General features: G+C 65.7%; 15 protein-coding genes. 5 read left to right on the top strand and 10 right to left on the bottom strand.

Annotated elements, in window-relative coordinates; all coding sequences use genetic code 11:
• The first annotated feature begins 60 nt into the window (after positions 1-60).
• Positions 61-1,206 carry an acyltransferase family protein gene (locus tag CH274_RS11485; RefSeq protein ID WP_179275708.1) on the top strand — a complete coding sequence of 382 codons (1,146 nt, stop codon included), beginning with the start codon at positions 61-63 and terminating at the stop codon, positions 1,204-1,206.
• Here the strand turns inward: CH274_RS11485 and CH274_RS11480 are convergent.
• From CH274_RS11480 to CH274_RS11470, 3 genes are all read right to left on the bottom strand, one after another.
• Positions 1,184-5,431, bottom strand: a complete 4,248-nt coding sequence (locus CH274_RS11480; protein ID WP_094657493.1) for an alpha-(1->3)-arabinofuranosyltransferase domain-containing protein — start codon at positions 5,429-5,431, stop codon at positions 1,184-1,186. The two genes, CH274_RS11485 and CH274_RS11480, sit on opposite strands and share 23 nt — an antisense overlap.
• A gap of 22 nt (positions 5,432-5,453) precedes the next feature.
• On the bottom strand, positions 5,454-5,624 hold the full coding sequence (locus tag CH274_RS11475; protein WP_082073827.1) for a DUF2613 domain-containing protein: 171 nt from the start codon (positions 5,622-5,624) through the stop codon (positions 5,454-5,456).
• 103 nt (positions 5,625-5,727) lie between these two features.
• Positions 5,728-6,213, bottom strand: a complete 486-nt coding sequence (locus tag CH274_RS11470; protein ID WP_373453549.1) for a universal stress protein — start codon at positions 6,211-6,213, stop codon at positions 5,728-5,730.
• Positions 6,214-6,348: 135 nt separating this feature from the next.
• Between CH274_RS11470 and CH274_RS11465 the strand changes: the two genes are divergently transcribed.
• Entirely contained in the window at positions 6,349-7,524 is a 1,176-nt protein-coding gene (locus tag CH274_RS11465) for a glycoside hydrolase family 3 N-terminal domain-containing protein (protein WP_094657492.1), read from the top strand.
• Between the two features lie 62 nt (positions 7,525-7,586).
• Entirely contained in the window at positions 7,587-8,189 is a 603-nt protein-coding gene (locus CH274_RS11460) for a TetR/AcrR family transcriptional regulator (RefSeq protein WP_032396646.1), read from the top strand.
• Between the two features lie 77 nt (positions 8,190-8,266).
• Here CH274_RS11460 and CH274_RS11455 read toward each other — a convergent pair whose 3' ends face one another.
• Positions 8,267-9,124 carry a MaoC/PaaZ C-terminal domain-containing protein gene (locus CH274_RS11455; RefSeq protein ID WP_032396645.1) on the bottom strand — a complete coding sequence of 286 codons (858 nt, stop codon included), beginning with the start codon at positions 9,122-9,124 and terminating at the stop codon, positions 8,267-8,269.
• Positions 9,121-10,467 carry a 3-oxoacyl-ACP reductase gene (locus CH274_RS11450; protein WP_094646403.1) on the bottom strand — a complete coding sequence of 449 codons (1,347 nt, stop codon included), beginning with the start codon at positions 10,465-10,467 and terminating at the stop codon, positions 9,121-9,123. The genes CH274_RS11455 and CH274_RS11450 overlap by 4 nt, the downstream gene beginning before the upstream one ends.
• 83 nt (positions 10,468-10,550) lie before the next feature.
• Between CH274_RS11450 and CH274_RS11445 the strand changes: the two genes are divergently transcribed.
• Positions 10,551-11,894, top strand: coding sequence for an acetyl-CoA C-acetyltransferase (locus CH274_RS11445; protein WP_045197258.1), 1,344 nt, complete (start codon positions 10,551-10,553; stop codon positions 11,892-11,894).
• A 136-nt stretch (positions 11,895-12,030) separates the two neighbouring features.
• On the opposite strand, the gene CH274_RS11440 is transcribed toward CH274_RS11445, so the two are convergent.
• Genes CH274_RS11440 through CH274_RS11420 form a run of 5 tightly spaced genes read right to left on the bottom strand, consistent with a single transcriptional unit; the run spans position 12,031 to position 16,863 of the window.
• Positions 12,031-13,332 carry an ABC transporter substrate-binding protein gene (locus tag CH274_RS11440; RefSeq protein WP_235386923.1) on the bottom strand — a complete coding sequence of 434 codons (1,302 nt, stop codon included), beginning with the start codon at positions 13,330-13,332 and terminating at the stop codon, positions 12,031-12,033.
• Between the two features lie 14 nt (positions 13,333-13,346).
• On the bottom strand, positions 13,347-14,390 hold the full coding sequence (locus CH274_RS11435) for a branched-chain amino acid ABC transporter permease (RefSeq protein ID WP_094657491.1): 1,044 nt from the start codon (positions 14,388-14,390) through the stop codon (positions 13,347-13,349).
• Between the two features lies 1 nt (position 14,391).
• The gene (locus CH274_RS11430; protein ID WP_032396640.1) at positions 14,392-15,270 is read right to left on the bottom strand and encodes a branched-chain amino acid ABC transporter permease; all 879 of its coding nucleotides are present in this window, start codon (positions 15,268-15,270) and stop codon (positions 14,392-14,394) included.
• Between the two features lie 26 nt (positions 15,271-15,296).
• Positions 15,297-16,019, bottom strand: a complete 723-nt coding sequence (locus CH274_RS11425) for an ABC transporter ATP-binding protein (RefSeq protein ID WP_032396639.1) — start codon at positions 16,017-16,019, stop codon at positions 15,297-15,299.
• Positions 16,009-16,863 (bottom strand): ABC transporter ATP-binding protein, encoded by an 855-nt coding sequence (locus CH274_RS11420; RefSeq protein WP_256993557.1) that lies wholly within the window; start codon positions 16,861-16,863, stop codon positions 16,009-16,011. The genes CH274_RS11425 and CH274_RS11420 overlap by 11 nt, the downstream gene beginning before the upstream one ends.
• A 148-nt stretch (positions 16,864-17,011) precedes the next feature.
• Between CH274_RS11420 and CH274_RS11415 the strand changes: the two genes are divergently transcribed.
• Positions 17,012-18,316, top strand: a complete 1,305-nt coding sequence (locus CH274_RS11415; protein ID WP_303396049.1) for a PucR family transcriptional regulator — start codon at positions 17,012-17,014, stop codon at positions 18,314-18,316.
• Positions 18,317-18,478: the final 162 nt, after the last annotated feature.

Below are 18,478 nucleotides of genomic sequence, written 5' to 3'. Positions count from 1 at the left end.
CAGCAGACAGTGGCACCGGTCTCGTCTGCGCCGGTTCGACACGGCACACTTGAGACCACCATGAGCACTCGAGTCCACTCGCCCTCCGTCGTTCCTCTGCGCGCGTTCGTCCCTGCGCTCGAGGGAATGCGCGCGCTGGCCGCGATCGGCATCGTCGTCACCCACGTCGCATTCCAGACCGGTGCTGCGAATTCCCCGCTCATGGGGCGTATCTGGGGCAGGTTCGATCTGACCGTTGCCATCTTCTTCGCGCTGTCGGGGTTTCTGCTGTGGCGCCCCCATGCCGCGCAGGCCCGCGGACTCGCGCCTGCTCAGCCGGCTCTTCGCTACTTCTGGTCGCGGGCAGTGCGCATCCTGCCCGCCTACTGGGTCGTCGTCGTGCTGGTGCTGCTGTTTCTGCCGAATGCGGGTGGCGACTACCGGGTGTGGTTGGCCAATCTGTCTCTGACGCAGGTGTTCGTGCCCCTGACGTTGACCGAGGGCATGACGCAGATGTGGTCGCTGTCGGTGGAGGTGGCCTTCTACCTGCTGCTACCCGTGTTCGCCTGGCTGATGGTTCGACTGCGTGGGGCCTCGGCCAAGTACCGGATCTCGGTGCTGCTCGGTGCATCTGCGGTGACGCTGTCCTGGGCCTTCGTCCCGATCACGACCGCGGACGCCATCCATCACGACAACTGGCTGCCCGGGTACTTTCCGTGGTTCGCCGCCGGAATGGTGTTGGCCGAGGTGTCCGTGGGCCCACAGACATGGGTGCATCGGTGGGCTCGGCGCAGATGGGTGATGCCGTCGATCGCGGTCGCGGCTTTCGTGCTGTCGGCGACTCCTCTGGCGGGCCCACAGGGACTGGTACGTCCCGAGCCGTGGCAGTTCGAGCTGAAGATCGTGTTCGGTGCCGTGCTCGCGTTCGCGATGCTCTCGCCACTGGTGTTGGCCGACACCGGTCGTCGGCACCGAGTGTTCGAGCATCCGGTGATGCTCACGCTCGGACGGTGGTCGTACGGAATCTTCATCTGGCACCTGGCCGTCCTGGCCGTGGTGTTCCCGGTGTTCGGCATCATCCCGTTCTCGGGTGGGATGTGGTTCGTACTGACGGTGACTCTCGCGCTGTCGATTCCGGTGGCCGCGGCCAGCTACGCGCTGGTCGAAGAACCTGCCCGACGACGCTTCGCACCGAAGAAGCCGATCACGGTTTCCGCATCGCACTGATCGCCAACGCGACGATGCCGATCAGCGCGGCCAGCTGCACTCCGTACGATTCGCCCACGTACCCGTCGGTCGATCGCCACGGCCCGAGCGAGAGCAGCGCCGCGCCCAACAACGCGAATCCGCCTGCCGCGCCGACCAACACGCGTGAGGAGAGCGCGCGACCGTAACGGCGGTCCAGGAACACCGCGCCGAAACCGATCACGGCCACCGTGATCGCACCGGCAATTCCGGCCAACACGATCGTCGCCCCGAGCAGTGCCACCAGGGCAGCCGAAACGCTCCGCCACGGCCGCGGCGAGGGCCCGAGATCGGGCATACTGCGCGGCCGACGCAGCGCTGCGAACAGCAGCGGGATCAGCAGGAGCAGCCCACCGAAGATGCCGAGCCGATACCAGCGGTCGGTGGCGAAATCCAGCGAAATCGTGCCCGACGCCCCGGCCGGAACGATCCAGGCCTGCTGCCACCCGTCGACCACCACCGGGGACAGTTCGACGCCACCGGGAGTGGTTGCGCGCCAACCACTGTTGTTGCTCTCCGGGATGACCAGCAAGCGGTCCTCCGTCGTGGACGTCAGCGTCACCTCGCGGTGATCGGGGCTCCAGGCGGTGGTCCTGGCGGACTGCGGGGCCGATTCCGTCGGCCAGTCGGCCGGAATGGGCATGGTGCGCAATCGAATACCGTCGACGAAGAACGATGCTCCCGGCTCGACCACTACGTCCTGGTGTCCCTCGGGCAGCGAGACCGGGTTGACGAAGTTCTCGTTCACCGGAGTGTCGGCGTCGCACACCGAGGCCTTCAGTGGTTCACCGGATCGGAACTGGTCTGCGGTGGCCGTCACCGACGTGCGCACCGTCTGCCCGGCGATGGAGACGATGGGGCCGTCGAAGCAGTCCACCGTGATCTCGCGATCGCCGTCGTACGGTGCGCCGATCGGTTCACCACCGGACAGTGGTGTCACTTCGGCGAAGCCGGGCGGCTGAGACTGGATGAAACCCAGTGAGTTTCGGTCCAACACCCCGTCCCAGTCCACGATCGACAGGACGATCCTGTCCGTCACCTGCGGTGCCAGCTCGAGGGTCGTCGAGCCGTCGGTGTCGATGTCGCGCACCATCGGCCCGTTGCCGAGGTTGACCGCGACCCGAGTGGGATGGGCCGGGAGTGCACCCAGGCTCGGGCTGAGCTCGAGCCCGTCCACCAGTGTGGGAGTGGGCAATTCGATGGTCAGGGTCGGGTTGGTCCCCGCTCGGTCGGTGATCGACTTCTCCGGCGCTGTCCAGGACGTGCGCGGATCGCCGTCGGTCGCCGCGAACGCCGAGCCGTGCAGGTCCGCGACGTCCGACGCCCCGCTTGCCAACGGCCGCCCCGGTTGCGCGAGCAGCGCTTCGAGTTCGGGGGACTGCCGCGTACGCACCGTCAGATCGGGGATCACCGCGGTGCCCATCGGCACGTCGATCGTGCGTGAGAAGCGCCCGAGTTCCTCGGGTGACTTGGACAGTCCACTGCTGCAACGGATTCGATCCTCGGTGTCGAGGCACCCGGAGCGGCCTGGGAATTCCTGGCCCAGTTCCCAGGCGTCGACGCTCGCCCCGGCGGGAGTCTCGGGCAGCACCGCGCGGTGCACGATCGGTACCTGCTTCGGATTGTCCCGGTCGGAGTAGTCGTCCACCGACACCTCGCTGATGCCGAACTGGCTGCCTCGGGTTCCGTCGACCGTCGACTTCGCGGTGATGCGCAGCCACGGCGTCTCGCCGCCCGGCAGTGACACCGTCATCGGCTCACCCGGCTCGTCGACGCGCGCCGCCGTCGAGCCGTTCGGGGTGGTGATCTCCACCCATTTCACCGGGTCGCCGATCGTCCCGGGGCTGGTGCGCAGGTGCAAGAGCCCGCCGCGCACCGGAGTATCGAAGTCGAGTTGAAGCCATTGCCCCACAGCACGTTCGATGCCGTTGCTGATCCAGCTGGTGGCCAGGTCGCCGTCCACAGCGGCGGCGACACCGCTGCCGGGGGCGCTGCCGCCGATCTGGGTGGCGTCCGACGCCGAGCTCGACGCCGTCAGGGTCGCGCCCTCCCATTCGGCGTCGATGGTCTTCGCCCCGTACACCGGGTAGTCGGGAACCTCGTTGAGCGAACGTCGTGGCTCGTCGGCGGCCCGCAGGGCAGAACTGTGATTGTCGACCTGGCCGAAGTCGGTCTCACGGTTCATCGGGGTGTCGGTCACCGTCACCGAGTCCACGGCAATGCCGGCCGCGGCCGCATCCGAAGCCAGCAGAGAGGGGCCTGACGGCACGGGATTGCGAATCCCGTTGTTCCGCAACTCGTTCGAGCGCAGAACGGACTCCGGTCCACCCTGAACCACCGGGACACGATCGAGATCGACGGTGTAGGGGCCGGACGCGGGAATGCCCGCGGAATCACGCACCGAATAGATCTCCACAGCCGGATACGGCGGTCGAAGATCGCCGTCGAGCACAACGCCGTCGACCTGACCGGGGGCCACGTCCTCACCGAATTCGGCCACCTTCTCGAGTCCCGCGGAACCGTCGAGCACCTGGTGTACCGATGCCGGACGCGTGGACCGGGAGTTCTCGGGATCGAGGTCGTTGCGCACGACGACGTAGCTGATGCCCTGGCCCAGAAGGGTATCGGCCAATCCGGCCGACGGCCGACCGTCGGCGAAGAGTCGTTGCACGGAGTCCAGTGCCCGGATGGCACCCGGCGGGGTGAGGGGTACGGCGTCGCGGACGGCCCAGGGGGTGGTGGCCAGAGCCTGCAGCGGTTCGTCTCGGGTCAATCCCCAGGTCTGCAGAGCGAACGGTGCGCCCGGCACGATCAGGGCCCGCTGCGCGTCGGAACCGTCCGGACTCGATCCCGACGCATTCTCGGTGAGCCAGTCCGCCGCGTCGTGCCAGTACTGCGGAACGGCCTCGTACGCACCGCGGGGCGCGAGCTTGCCCGTCCACGCCAGCGAGGTGGACAGCGTCAAGGCGACGAGCACCAACGCGGTCACCGCCATCATCGGGTGCTTCTCGGGATGCGCGACGGCCGTTTTCCACTGCGATCGCGGCGCGGAACCCGGCAGCGGAACCCGGGCCAACAGATGAGCCAGGCCGAGCACCAACGGAATTCGAATGACCGGCTCTAGTTTGTGGATGTTGCGTAGCGGTGCGCCTGCAGAATCGAGGAACACTCGAACGGCGGCAGCGAACGGGCCGTCCAGATCACCGACGAACCCGGCACCGAGGCCGACAAGACCGACGAACAGCATGATCGTCAACCGGCCGCGGGCGGGCATGGACCGCATCGCCAGTCCCGCGATTCCAGCGGCCGCGATCAAGCCCGTTGCGATGACGGCCGCCGGCTGCGTCACCAGAACGGCACCGGCCACTCGCTCGGGAGAGACGAACGGCGTCCAGCTGCCGGTACCGCGCAGCACTTCCGTCAGTGACGTCCACTGCGTGGTGGTGCCGGAGGATTCGATGTAGTCGAGAAACGGCGGAGAGACCCTGCCCAGCAACAGCAGTGGAACGATCCACCACAGCGTCGCAAGCACCAGAAAGCCCGACCACCAGGCACCGAAGACGAACCACCGCTTGTTCGGCCGATGCGTGAGCATCCAGATCACGGCGACCAGAACGGCGGCGGCGGTGGCGACGGCGTTGACCGCGCCCATCAGGGCCACCGCCAGTGCAGACTGCGCGGCCGAGCGCCGAACCGTCTGTTTCGCATCGTCGCCGGCGAGATACCGCACCATCGGGACCAGCACCCACGGTGCCAGCATCATCGGCATCGTCTCGGAGGAGATCGACGCGAGGGTGGTGATCACTCGCGGAGACAGAACGAAGGCCGTCGCGGCGATCAGACGAGAACTACGGCTGCCGACACCGAGAGCTTCGGCGAGCCGCACGATTCCCCAGAACCCGGCGATGAGCAGCAGCGCCCACCAGATGCGTTGAGTGATCCACGGCGGGATCGACAGCAGATCACCACCGGCGAAGAACGCACCGTGGGGGAAGAAGTAGCCATAGGCCTGGTTCTGCACCTGGCCGAGCGGGGCTGCGCTGTTCCATTGATGGGACGCGCGTTCGAGAAATCCGAGAGGGTTCTGTGCCAGGTCGTACTTGGTGTCGGCAACGGTGAAGCCGGGGACCTGCCGAAAGGTGAGGAGGAACGCCAGGATCGAGACGCCGAGAAGCCACTTGCGGCCGAGCGGCTCGGCCGAGATCACCGATTCACGAGAGCGACCAGCGTCAGCGGCTGCCGTACTCAACCTGGTTCAGCAAGGACGAGTCGGCGTTTCCGGAGCGATCGATATCCGGACGAGAGTTGTCGGCTGCAGCTGCGGTGACTCCGAAGACGACGCCCGCACCCAGTACGGCTCCGACGACGGCGGCAATGACACCCGGGACAGCAAACTTCATCTCGGTTCTCCAGTCAGTCGGCTCAGAACGGTAGCGGGCGAGGTGGACCCCCACGCGGGCATCACGGTATCACCTGCGTCACGGAAAACAGCCGTCGGACGCTCTACTTGCCGGGCGGAACGATCAGGACGGGTCGATGGCTGTGCCGAAGAACGTGCTCGGCCACCGAACTCTGGAGCAGCGCACGTAGACCGGTGGTGCCTCGCGTACCGGTGACGATGATGTCGACGTTCATCTCGTCGGCTTTCTCCACGATCGCGGCCCAGATGGCGGTGGTGCATTCGGTGCACTGACCCTCCACTTTCAGGCCTGCGGCCTCGGCCAGCGCGACGCCTTCGCTGTTGGTCACTTTCGCGTCGGTGAGCGCCACGTCCTCGGCCTCGTCGTCGGGCACCCATTCGGGTTGCATCACACCGGAGAGGCCGGACATGCGCGCGGCCTGACGCACCATCGGCTCCCATGCGGTGACGACGATCGCGCGTGAGGTGGTGAGAAACCGTCCGGCATAGTCGATGGCGCGTTTGGCGTTGTCGGATCCGTCGTAGGCAATGAGTATGAGGTCTGCGGTCACGGTCGATCTCCTCCTCATGTCGCGTTCGTCCAGATTACCCTCACCCCTCGTCGGATCGATGTGGGTTTCGGTCGGTCGGAGTGCAACGAAGGCGCATCGATCCGGACCCCGGGTCGGCAGCGACACCGACGATCTGGGCTACCGTCGTATTCCATGCGACTTCGGTTTTCGGTTCGGTCCGCTGCGGTGATGACCGTCGGTGTCGGCTTGTTGGTCTCGTGCTCCACCGAGTCTGCGCCGGTCGCGTCGACGCAGACGGCACCGGCTGCTCCGACGACGACTGCAGTCGACACGACGGTGCCGCAACCGGTACCGCCCGTCGACGGCTGCGTTGCGTTCGTCGACGGATTGTCGGAGCGGCAGCGGCTGGCTCAGTTGCTCACCGTCGGGGTCACCGGAACTGCGGACGCGGTGCAGATCATGTCCACCGAGCAGGTCGGCGGCATCTTCGTCGGCAGTTGGACCGACGAGTCGATGCTCGGCAATCGAGAAGTACCGCAGGTGTTGGCCGCCTCCGCGGTGGCTCCGATGGTCACGATCGACGAGGAAGGTGGACGGGTCTCGCGGGTCGCGGATCTGCTGGGTGCCGCACCGTCGGCGCGGGAACTGGCGCAGACGGTGTCGGTGGACGAGGCGTATTCGATGGCGTTGACGCGCGGCCAGGGGTTGAAGGATCTCGGTGTCACCGTCGACTTCGCTCCGGTGGTCGACGTGAGTGGTCAGCCCGACGATTCCGTCATCGGCGATCGGTCGTTCTCCGACGATCCGCAGGTCGTCATCGACTACGCGGGGGCGTACGCGCGGGGTCTGGAGGACGCGGGTGTGAAGCCCGTCATCAAGCATTTTCCCGGGCACGGTTCGGGTTCGGGCGACTCGCACACCGGCGCGGTGACGACCCCGTCGCTCGACGAGTTGAAAACCAAGGATCTGTTGCCGTTCGCGGCGCTGAACAACACCGGCGTCGGTGTCATGGTCGGGCATCTCGATGTGCCCGGACTGACCGAGCCGGGGGTGCCGGCGAGTATCAGCCCGGCGGCGATGGCGTTGTTGCGCGATGGCGTCGGATACGGTGCCGCGCCGTTCGACGGCCCCATCTTCACCGACGACCTCAGCGGCATGGCGGCGATCACGGCCAGGCTCGGGATCGTCGACGCGGTCGAGGCGGCGTTGGTCGCGGGAGCCGATGTGGCGCTGTGGCTCACCACCGATCAGGTGCCCGCGGTGTTGGACAATCTCGAGGACGCGGTGGCGACGGGACGTCTGCCGGCAGCTCAGGTGGACGAGGCCGCTGCTACGGTTGCTCGGTTCAAGGGGGCGTGCGGGTCCTGATTGTGCGGTACTGGACCTTACTGTGGAGTAAGGTCTAGTAGTTCGTACGTATTGGAGGATCCATGGCTGGTGGCACGAAGAGATTGCCCCGCGCCGTCCGTGAGCAGCAGATGCTCGACGCGGCGGTGGATGTGTTCTCCGACAACGGTTTTCACGAGACATCGATGGATTCGATCGCCAAGAAGGCGGCCATCTCCAAACCGATGCTCTATCTGTACTACGGGTCCAAGGACGAGTTGTTCGCAGCCTGTATCCACCGCGAGGGCGTCAAGTTCGTCGAGGCCCTGACTCCAGCCGCAGATCCGACGCTGACGCCGCGCGAGCAGTTGCGCAAGGCCCTGATCGGTTTCCTCGGATTCGTCGGCGAGAACCGCAAGTCGTGGATGGTGCTCTACCGTCAGGCCATCGGTCAGCAGGCGTTCGCCTCACAGGTGCAGAGCAGCCGAGATCGGTTGATCGAGTTGACGGCCGGCTTGCTCGCGATGAGTACGAGAGATCCGGAGCAGTCGCAGAATTTCGGACTGATGGCCGTCGCGTTGGTCGGGGCGGGCGAGGCTGTGGCCGACAGAGTGGCAGGCGGCGAAATCGAGGTCGACGCTGCAGCCGACCTCCTGGAAAACCTGGCCTGGCGCGGCTTGGCCGGAAAGAAGACCGCCACCACCTGAGCTCCGCGCCCAACTCGAAGTTGTGGACGGAAATCCGGAGAAATCCGTCCACAACTTCGAGTTCGAGGGTGAGGCGGTTACCGCAGGGTTCCCGTCAGATGCGGGTAGCCCTTCTTCGGGTTCTTCAGCGACAGGTCCCAGCCGGTGCCGACGGCTTCGGCGTAGGCGTTCACCGTCGCGGGCAGGATGATCGGCTTGCCGAAGCGGATGCTGTAGTTCACAGCCTCCGGAATTCGGCCCTCGACGGTCTGCAGCACGGCTGCCGCGCTCCACATTCCGTGCGCGATGGTCTTCGGGAACCCGAATGCCTTTGCGCCCAGCGAGGATACGTGAATCGGGTTGCGGTCTCCGGAGATTGCCGCGTACCGGCTGATGATCCGCTGGTCGACGCGCAGTGTGCGGGTCGGGGGCGGCGGAACCTCGTCGGCCGGCGGTGCCTCGCGGGGGCCACCGGACAGTGACGTCTTCTGCAGGCTCAGGAAGCTCGAGGTCTGCTTCCAGACCAGTTCGCGTCCTACCTTGACCTCACTGATCAGGTCGACGAGCAACCCCTTGCGGTGCTCGCGCAGATTCTCCGCGTGCACTCGCACGTCCAGCGGCTCGGACGCGGAGATGCCACGGTACTGCTCGATGACGTTCTCGGCGTGTACCGATCCGATGGCGGCGAACGGAAAGCCCTTGGACACCATCAGTTTCATCACCGTCGGGAAGACGAGGGTGAAGGGGTAGGTCACCGGGAGCTGGTCGCCGAATCGCAGCCCCGTCGCCCGGCAGTACCCGGCGAGGTTGTCGGGGTCCACTCGCAGACCCTTGAGCTCGTACACCGTGCTGGGAACCGAGGACGACCTGGATCCGAAGAACGGCAGTGCGCCCAGCGCTGCCGAGGTGTAGATGTCGGAGGTCTTCGGCTGCGCGGTGAGCGTGACGGTGCTCATGCGCCGAGAAGGCTCTGGCCGCACACGCGCACGACCTGGCCGGTGACGGCGTTGGATGCGGGAGAAGCGAAGTACGAGACCAACTCTGCGACGTCGACGGTCTCGCCGCCCTGCAGCAGCGAGCTCATGCGTCGTCCGGCCTCGCGGGTGGCGAACGGAATCGCAGCCGTCATCGCGGTCTCGATGAACCCGGGAGCGACGGCGTTGATGGTGATGTTCTTCTTCGCCAGCACCGGTGCGGACGCGTGCACCAGGCCGATGACGCCTGCCTTGGACGTGCCGTAGTTGGTCTGGCCGCGGTTGCCCGCGATGCCGGCGATGGAGGAGACGTCGACGACGCGGCCGCCTTCCTTCAGTGCACCTGACTTGACTAGCTCATCCGTGATGCGCTGCGGCGCAGCGAGATTGACGCCGATGACGGAGTTCCAGCGGCTCTCGTCCATGTTGGCGAGTGTCTTGTCGCGGGTGATGCCTGCGTTGTGCACGATGATGTCTGCGCCGCCGTGACGTTCGAGGAGGTGCTTCGAGAGGACCTCTCCGGCGTCGGGCGAGGTGACGTCGAGCGCGAGCGAGGTGCCGCCCACCTTGTTGGCCGTCTGCGAGAGTGCTTCTCCGGCAGCGGGAATGTCGGCTGCGATGACGGTGGCTCCGTCGCGGGCGAGGACCTCGGCAATGGTGGCACCGATACCGCGTGCGGCTCCGGTGACGACGGCTACCTTGCCTGCGAGCGGCTTGTCCCACGAGGCCGGGGCCTGCGAGTCCGCGTCACCCACGGTGATGACCTGGCCGTCGACGAACGCGGACTTGGCCGAGAGCAGGAAGCGGAGGGTGGATTCGAGTCCGGACAAGCCGGTCGACGCCTTGGGGGAGATGTAGACGAGCTGCGCCGTGGCTCCGCGCTTGACCTCTTTGCCGACGCTGCGGGTGAAGCCTTCGAGAGCGCGCTGAGCGACGTGCTCGTCGACGCTCGAGGTCTCCTCGGGCGTCGTACCGATGACGACGACGCGCGCCGACGGTGCCAGGTTGCGGATGACCGGCTGGAAGAACTGGAACAGCTGCTCCAGCTCGGCGACGTTGCCGATGCCGGTTGCGTCGAACACCAGTCCGCCGTGCTTGTCGTCGTGCGGCTGCGACTGCGGGTAGTCCGAGAGCAGCTCACGCAGGGGCTCGACGAGGCGACCGCTACCGCCGATCAGGACCGGTCCGGCCAGCGGCGGCTCGCCCGCCTTGTAGCGGCGCAGCTTCTCGGGCTGCGGCAAGCCGGCCTGCTTGGCGATGAAGGCTCCCGGCGCGGACGCGAGGAACGTTGAGTAGAGATCTGGGGCTCCCTTGGAGGCTGCCACTGTCGTACCTTTCATTCAGCGCTGCTCGCTCGAGGAGCGAGGCGCACGACCGGGTGTCGACAACCAACTTACTCGCCAGTAAGATGAAACTCCACCAGGGCCTTATTCGACGATGTTTGGAGACGTCAGTGACAAGCAAGCAGCTACGACCGGTCGCAATCGTCGGTGGCAACCGCATTCCGTTCGCGCGCTCGGACAAGAAGTACGCGCTGGCGTCCAACCAGGACATGCTCACCGCGACCATCGACGGGCTGGTCTCGCGATTCGGATTGCAGGGCGAGCGCCTGGGCCTCGTCGCCGCCGGTGCCGTGCTCAAGCACTCCCGCGACTTCAACCTCACTCGCGAGGTCGTACTCGGTAGTGCACTGAGCCCGTACACCCCGGCCTTCGACATCCAGCAGGCCTGCGGCACCGGCCTCCAGTCGATCATCGCCGTCGGCGACGCCATCGCGTCGGGCCGTATCGATGCCGGTATCGGTGGTGGTGTCGACACCACGTCCGATGCTCCGATCGGCGTCAACGACGAACTGCGCGAGTTCCTGCTCTCCCTGAACCGGGCCAAGAGCACCACCGACCGCATCAAGCTGCTCGGCAACGTTCGTCCCGGCATGCTCGGCATCGAGATCCCGCGCAACGGTGAGCCGCGTACCGGCCTGTCGATGGGTGACCACGCCGCCATCACGGCCAAGGAGTTCGGCATCCGCCGCGAGGACCAGGACGAACTGGCCGCAGCGAGCCACCACAACATGGCAGCGGCCTACGATCGCGGCTTCTTCGACGATCTGGTGACGCCGTTCCTCGGCCTGACTCGCGACGACAACCTGCGTCCGGGATCGACCGTGGAGAAGCTCGCGACGCTCAAGCCGGTCTTCGGAACCAAGCTGGGCGACGCCACCATGACGGCAGGCAACTCGACGCCGCTGACCGACGGTGCGTCGGCTGCGCTGCTGTCGAGCGACGAGTGGGCTGCCGAGCGCAACCTGCCGGTGCTGGCGCACCTGGTCGATTCCGAGACCGCCGCCGTCGATTACGTCCACGGCAACGGGTCGTTCAAGGACGGTCTGCTGATGGCGCCGACCTACGCGATTCCGCGTCTGCTCGCACGCAACGGCCTGACGTTGCAGGATTTCGACTACTACGAGATCCACGAGGCGTTCGCCTCGGTGGTGCTCGCAACTCTGCAGGCTTTCGAGAGCGACGCGTACTGCAAGGAGCGTCTCGGCCTCGACGGTGCTCTCGGTTCCATCGACCGCAGCAAGCTCAACGTCAACGGATCCTCGCTCGCGGCGGGCCATCCGTTCGCCGCGACCGGTGGACGCATCGTGGCTTCGCTGGCGAAGATGTTGGCCGAGAAGGGCTCGGGCCGTGGCCTGATCTCGATCTGCGCGGCCGGTGGCCAGGGCGTCACCGCCATCATCGAGCGCTGATCACTGCAGCTTCGGCTGCTCTCCGACCGGGGGTCATAGGGTCGGTGGATCCGGTAATCGAGGGGTTTTCGGATCTGCCGACCACAACGTGGGAAAGGGCACGCAGAGTTCGCTCTGCGTGCCCTTTCACGTGTGATCAGCCCGGTATGCCGCTTTCCGGTGGTGTGGACTCCTCGCCGGTGTATTCCTCCACCGCCGAATCCCCGATGTCGGTCTGCAGCACCGGAGTCAGGTACTCGGGCACACCTCCCTGGATCTGGAAGACACTGGCACCGGAGATTCCGAGGTGGCTCGAATCGGAGTATCGGAACGGGGCCAACTGCGGTCCCTCGAAGTCCATTCCGCCTTCCTGGATGGCTGCGACGATGCCCTCACGGGTGGGATTCTCGCCTGCCGCCTGGAGGGCTTGTACGAAGGCGTATGCCTGGCTCAGTCCGTAGATGCGGTAATTGGTCAACGGGTCACCGGTTCCGTTCTCGGCCCAGACCTTCTGCCACAGTTGGGTCCACGGATTCTCCGGAGAGTCGACGCCCGGGATGTATTCCAGCGAGATCATCCCTTCGAGCGATTGCGCGCCGTCGGTGACCGCGCCCTGAGAGAACCGTCCGAGCAGAGAACCGACGAGGTCGACGTCGGATCCGATGGAGCTGTAGAACCACTCGGGGTCGTAGTTGAGTCGCATGGCTGTCAGCTGGCTCAGTGCGGTGTAGGAGGGGACGTTGAAGCCGAGGACCAGATCCGCTCCGGCACCCTGCAGAGCAGCGATCTGTGGTGCGACGTCGGTGTTGCCCGAGGTGTAGCGCACGACCTCGACGATCTGATCGTCGAGATACTGGCGCACTGCGGCCTCGCTGTCCCGGCCGAGGTCGTCGTCCTGGAGGAAGAGTCCGACCTTGGCGTCGGGCCGGTTCTTGGTCACCCAGTCGCCGATGATCTTGCCCTCGACCTGGTAGTCGGGCTGCCACCCGAAGGTGTTCGGGTACTTCTCCGGATCGTTGCCCCACATGATCGCACCGGAGGATACGAACAGGTCGGGCACACCTTCCTCGTTGAGGAAGTCGATGACGGCGCTGTGGGTCGCGGTGCCGAGTCCGCCGACGACGGCGAACACCTCGTCCTGGAGAACCAGTTCGTTGACGACCTGGGTGGTGGTCGTCGGATCGTAGGAGTCGTCCCGAACCACGTACTCGATCTGTCGGCCGTTGATGCCACCTGCGGCATTGACGTAGTCGAAGTAGGCCTGCGCGCCCGTGGGGATTTCGCTGTATCCGGGCGCTGCGACCCCGGTCAACGGAAAGTGGGCACCGATCTTCACCGAGGTGTCGGTGATGCCGACCGTCGACCCTTCCGAGGATTCCGTCGTCTCTTCTCGGCCACCTGCACCGCACGCCGCGGCCAACGACACGACGGCGACGAGCGCGGTCGTTCTGAAAGCCACCGATCCGAACTTTTTCATTTCATTCCTTTTCTGGTTGTACGTAACTTGCGATACGTGCCCACCAAACCCAGTGGGGCGAACAGGATGACGAGGACGGTGAAGATTCCGGTCACCAGTGGTGCGAGTTCTGCCGATTGCAGACTGCTCAGACCCACATCGAGCCCGAAGTTGGTGACCACCGGCGGGATGTAGGTCAGCAGAACCGCCCCGATCAACGCGCCGGAAAGGGTTCCCAGCCCGCCGATGACGACGGCGGAGAGCAGAGTCAGCGAGAGAGTCAGCGTGAATCCGCTCGGTGCCGCGATTCGTGCCGACATCGCCAGGACTGCACCGCCCGCTCCCGCACAGGCCGCACTGACCACGAACGCGAGAATGCGTGCGCGGCCGAGATCGATTCCGGACAACTCGGCGGCCACTTCGTCGTCCCGGACGGCCCGCCAGCGACGGCCGATTCGGCTCGACGAGACGTTCGCCAACAGGAAGAACACGAGCACCAGCAGTATCCAGCTGACATAGGCGACGAATTTGGTTCCGCTGAGCTCGTTTCCGGTGACGAAGAACATCATGTCGTCGATCAGTTCGGGCACCTTCGGTGCCGGTACGACGAGTCCTTGTTCGCCGCCGAGGTAGTCCGAGAAGTACAGGGCGAGGCCCGGTACCGCGACGGCGAGCGCCAGCGTCGCGCCGGCCAGGTACGGCCCGTGCAGTCGTGCGGCCGCCACACCGACCACGACACCCACCACCGCCGAGATCACGGTGGCGGCGAGCAGGACGAGGGGGACCGACCATCCCGAATCGTTGGCCCGCAACATCAATGCTGCGGTGTACGCACCGACCGCCATGAATGCGCCGTGCCCGAGTGACAGCTGGCCGCTCAGCCCGGTCAGCACCGTCAGGCCGCCGGCCGCGATGGCGAGGTAGGCCACCGAGGTGAGTTGGCTCTGACGGAAGGTGCTCAGGGATTCGAGCGCGAGGACGATGACGACCAGCCCGATGACGGCACCGAGCATGTGGCGTCGAACCGGTGTTGCGGTGAGGCGAGTGAGAGTTGCGTTCATGTCACACCCTCCTGGCCGCGGAGCTGGCGAACAACCCGCTCGGTCGCAACAGAAGAACGACGATCAGGATCACCAATGCTGCGCTGGAGACCAGATCCTGACCGAGATAGCCACTGACGAAACTCAGCCCTACGCCCATCAGCAGGCCACCGACGACTGCGCCGGCCGGGCTGTCCAGTCCGCCGAGAACCGCTGCGACGAAACCGAATACGACGATCGAGTCCATGTAGCCCGGGTGCACCAGCGAGCCGCCTGCGATGAGCAGTCCGGCCAGCGAACCGACCACTGCGGCCAGTGCCCAACCGAGAGTGAGCATTCGACTCACGCGCACGCCGAGGAGTTTGGCGACCTCCTGCTCGAAGGCGCTCGCACGCATCTTCAATCCCAGATCGGTGAACCGGAAGAGCAGGATCAGCAATCCCAGGACCACGAGGACGGCGAGGATCTTGAAGATGTCGTACCCGGTCAACGCCACGTTCACGTCGCCGATCCGCTGGCCGGTGAGGCCGAACGGCGCAGGGAACGAACGGAATTGGTTGCCGAAGACGATGGCGGCCACCGCGTGGATGATGATGAACAACCCGAGCGTGAGAATGACCGGGTTGATGTGCGACGAGCTGTCGACGAATCGGATGACGAGTCGCTCCGTCAAGGCTCCCAGGAGCAGGCCGCACAGGAGCGCGACCCCGAATCCGATCCAGTACGAGTAGCCGGCGTCGATGACGACCAGTGCCACGTACGTGGTGATCATGGCCATCGGGGCCTGTGCGAAGTTGACGATGCGGGTCGATCGCCAGATGAGTACGAGGGCGAGCGCGAACGCGGCGTAGATCATGCCTGTGGTCACGCCGTTGATGAGGATGGTGAGCAGTTGTTGCACTGTGGCTGGCGTCCTTTCGGCTTGCTCTAGAACCCGAGGTAGGCGTGTCGGAGGGCGTCGTCCCCGGCCAAGGTGTCGGCGGGGCCTTCCACCGCGACCTTGCCCAGATCGAGTACGACGGCATGTTCGGCGATCGACAGAGCGCTGCGGGCGTTCTGTTCGACGAGTACGACGGTCATCGACTCGGAGTCGACGAGTCCGCGCAACGTCTCGAATATCTGCGCAGCGACCTTCGGTGCGAGTCCGAGTGACGGCTCGTCGAGCAGAAGTACCGACGGTGTCGCCATCAGCGCCCGGCCGATCACGAGCATCTGTCGCTCGCCGCCGGACAGGGTGTGCGCCGAGGATGTTCGACGACCGGTCAGGGGCGGAAACATGTCGTAGATGCGGTCGAGGGTGACGGCGTCGTGACTTCGGTTGCGTCCCATCGCGCCGAGTCGAAGATTCTCGTCGACGGTCAACTCGGCGATCACGCCCCGACCCTCGGGAACGTGCGCAAGACCTTTGCGGGACATCCGATCCGGTGCAACGCCGACGATGTCGACGCCGGCGAGTTCGATCCTCCCCGATACCGGTTTCAGCAACCCCGAGATGGTGCGCAGCAGGGTCGTCTTCCCTGCTCCGTTCGCGCCGAGGACGGCGGTGACGGCTCCCGCCGTGACGGTCATCGACACCGAGTCGAGGGCGGTGACCGGTCCGTATCGAACGGTCAGATCGGTGATCGTCAGGTGCGCCGCGTCAGTCTTCATGTGCCACTTCGTTTCCGAGATAAGCAGCGAGCACGGCCGGATCCTCGCGAATCTCGTCGGGCGTTCCCTGAGCGATCACCTTGCCGAAATCGAGCACGTAGATCCGGTCGCACACACTCATGACCAGATCCATGTGATGCTCGACGAGCATGACCGATGTTGCGGGTCTTTCCGGTTCGGAGCCGGCGGATGCCGCAGGGGTGGGGCCTGCGGAACGACCCGTCGACGTTGCGAGCGCACGGATCTCGTCGCCGAGTTCGCTCATCTCGTCACTGGACAGTCCCGAGGCGGGTTCGTCGAGCAGGAGCAGTGTCGGTTCGCTCACCAGGGCGCGTGCCAGTGCGACGCGTTTACGCACCGCGTACGGCAGGCTCGGTGGCAATCGGTGCGCGTAGTCGTCGATTCGCAGGCGTTCGAGGGTGGCCATTGCGGTCGAGCGGACCGCGGCATCGTCGGATGCACTCGACGGCAGGCCGAGCAGGCCCGCGAGGATTCCGGTGTGCGCTGTTCGATCTGCACCGACCATGACGTTGTCGAGAACCGTCATCCGATCGAACAGTCCGAGTCCCTGCAGTGTTCGGCTCATACCGAGTCGGGGGAGGTCGTGGGGCCGTAGTCGAGTCAGCGTGTCGCCGTGTCGTCCGAGTGTTCCCGATTGCGGTCGGACGAGTCCGCACGCAACGTTGAACAGCGTCGTCTTGCCTGCGCCGTTGGGTCCGATGACGCCGAGGACTTCGCCGGGTCGCACCTCGAGACTGACTCCGGACAGCGCGACGATTCCGCCGAACGACACTTCGATGTCCGTCATGGTGAGGACCGGGTCCAACGTGTCGAGAGAGTTCAAGTGATCCACCTCACAATCTGTTGCGTTCACTATGGTGCGTTTCGCACAACGGGCGATATGGGCGCTGCGCACAGAATGTTTGGGTCCCTGGGCACCAGTAACGGTCAAATCGACCTGCGATGTGGGCTCAGTGCGCAAAACTGTGCAGGTGGGAGCTCCCGATGGTCGACGCGGATCCGCGCGTTCGGCTGCCCGGGGAGCGGTGACGGACGCAGACCAGGAGCAGATTCGCCGTGCGTGGGCAGCCCTGACGTCACGGGCGGATTCGATCGCGGACTCCATCACGCTCGCATTGATCGAGCAGGAACCCGGCTACCTGGCCAGTTCCACTCCGGACATCGCGGGCGAGATTCGTCGCAGCACTCGCGAGCACATCAACCAGGGGCTCCGCACCCTGTCGGGGCTGACCGCCGCGGGTGACAACGCGCGCGAGGTATGGCGCCGTACCGGCAGAGAGCGTGCGCGCCAGGGGATTCCGATGGAGTTGGTGCTCAAGGCGTACACGCTGGGGAGTCGGACGCTGTGGGAGGAGCTGATGCTCGAGCGCGAGCAGTGCCGCACCAGCATCGACGAGCATCTGCTGCTCGTGGCCGGGCAACAGCTGTGGCGCGCGCTCGACAGCCAGTACGAAACACTCGTCGAGGCATACCGGCAGGAAAGCGCCCGGATGCAGCAGCGCGATCTCGCCAACGTGCTGGTGATACTCGACGGCCTTCGATCGGGGCGGGGCGGTGATCCAGCGTTCGTCATGGAAGCGCGTGCCACCCTTGGCCTTTCGGCATCACAGCAAATTGCGTGTGTCGTCGGTCCGCTCGACGATCAAGGGTCGCCGCCGCTCCCGGCACCGGAAGACGCGATGGATCAGATCGGTGCGGTCTCGCATTGGAACACCAGGGACGGCCACCAGTTCGCGCTCGTCGCACTCGGAACGGGATCGTGGCACTCCGTCGTCGACGCACTCGCTGCTCGGGCCGTCGGGCCCGTGGGGGTCGCGCATTCGCCGGAGGGCCTGTCGTCGTTCGCTGCGGCGTATCGCCTCGCGGCATTGACGGCCGAGACCATCACCGAAGACAGTGGCGTGGCGTTGGCGACGGACCGACTGCCCCGCGTGATCATGGCGGCCGACGATCGATCGTCGGAATTGCTGGTCCGCCATGCTCTGGGAAAGCTGTGGACGCACCCGGAGCCGCATCGAGGAACGCTGCTCGACACCCTGGCGCACATGCTCGCGTCGGACGGCTCGCCCACCAACGCCGCCAAGGCGCTCTACTGCCACCGCAACACCGTGATCTACCGGGTCCACCGAATCGAGGAGTTGACCGGGCAGGATCTGACCGATCCGCGAGATCGGCTTCTCCTCACTCTCGCGCTGGTCAGAACCGGACATTGGGCCCGGGCCGTCGGGCAAGGGGACAGCTCGACGACCCCTGGATCATTCAACCGAATGAAATGACGAGACAATTTCGCGGTCGTTGTAACGGCGTGCCGCAGTCGGCCTATATTCCCAGTGGCTCCGTGCTGCTGCCTGACCCCCGACCCGGCAGCAGCACGGGGCCTTTACTCGTCTCTGTGCCGATGGTCTCCGAAGTGAGCGGCACCGTTCGGTTTGCGTAAG

Origin of the sequence: Rhodococcus sp. 06-418-5 (assembly GCF_002258285.1) — a bacterium.
GTDB lineage: Bacteria > Actinomycetota > Actinomycetes > Mycobacteriales > Mycobacteriaceae > Rhodococcoides.
Note: the sequence above shows the minus strand (reverse complement) of the source record. Positions and strands in the feature narration are given on the sequence as shown.

Excerpts from the sequence above, each read along its gene's own strand:
- CH274_RS11475 (WP_082073827.1), bottom strand. The coding sequence starts at position 5,624 with ATGAAGTTTGCTGTCCCGGGTGTCATTGCCGCCGTCGTCGGAGCCGTA.
- CH274_RS11425 (WP_032396639.1), bottom strand. The coding sequence starts at position 16,019 with ATGAAGACTGACGCGGCGCACCTGACGATCACCGATCTGACCGTTCGA.
- CH274_RS11460 (WP_032396646.1), top strand. The coding sequence starts at position 7,587 with ATGGCTGGTGGCACGAAGAGATTGCCCCGCGCCGTCCGTGAGCAGCAG.
- CH274_RS11485 (WP_179275708.1), top strand. The coding sequence starts at position 61 with ATGAGCACTCGAGTCCACTCGCCCTCCGTCGTTCCTCTGCGCGCGTTC.
- CH274_RS11465 (WP_094657492.1), top strand. The coding sequence starts at position 6,349 with ATGCGACTTCGGTTTTCGGTTCGGTCCGCTGCGGTGATGACCGTCGGT.
- CH274_RS11455 (WP_032396645.1), bottom strand. The coding sequence starts at position 9,124 with ATGAGCACCGTCACGCTCACCGCGCAGCCGAAGACCTCCGACATCTAC.
- CH274_RS11435 (WP_094657491.1), bottom strand. The coding sequence starts at position 14,390 with ATGAACGCAACTCTCACTCGCCTCACCGCAACACCGGTTCGACGCCAC.
- CH274_RS11445 (WP_045197258.1), top strand. The coding sequence starts at position 10,551 with ATGAAACTCCACCAGGGCCTTATTCGACGATGTTTGGAGACGTCAGTG.
- CH274_RS11470 (WP_373453549.1), bottom strand. The coding sequence starts at position 6,213 with ATGAGGAGGAGATCGACCGTGACCGCAGACCTCATACTCATTGCCTAC.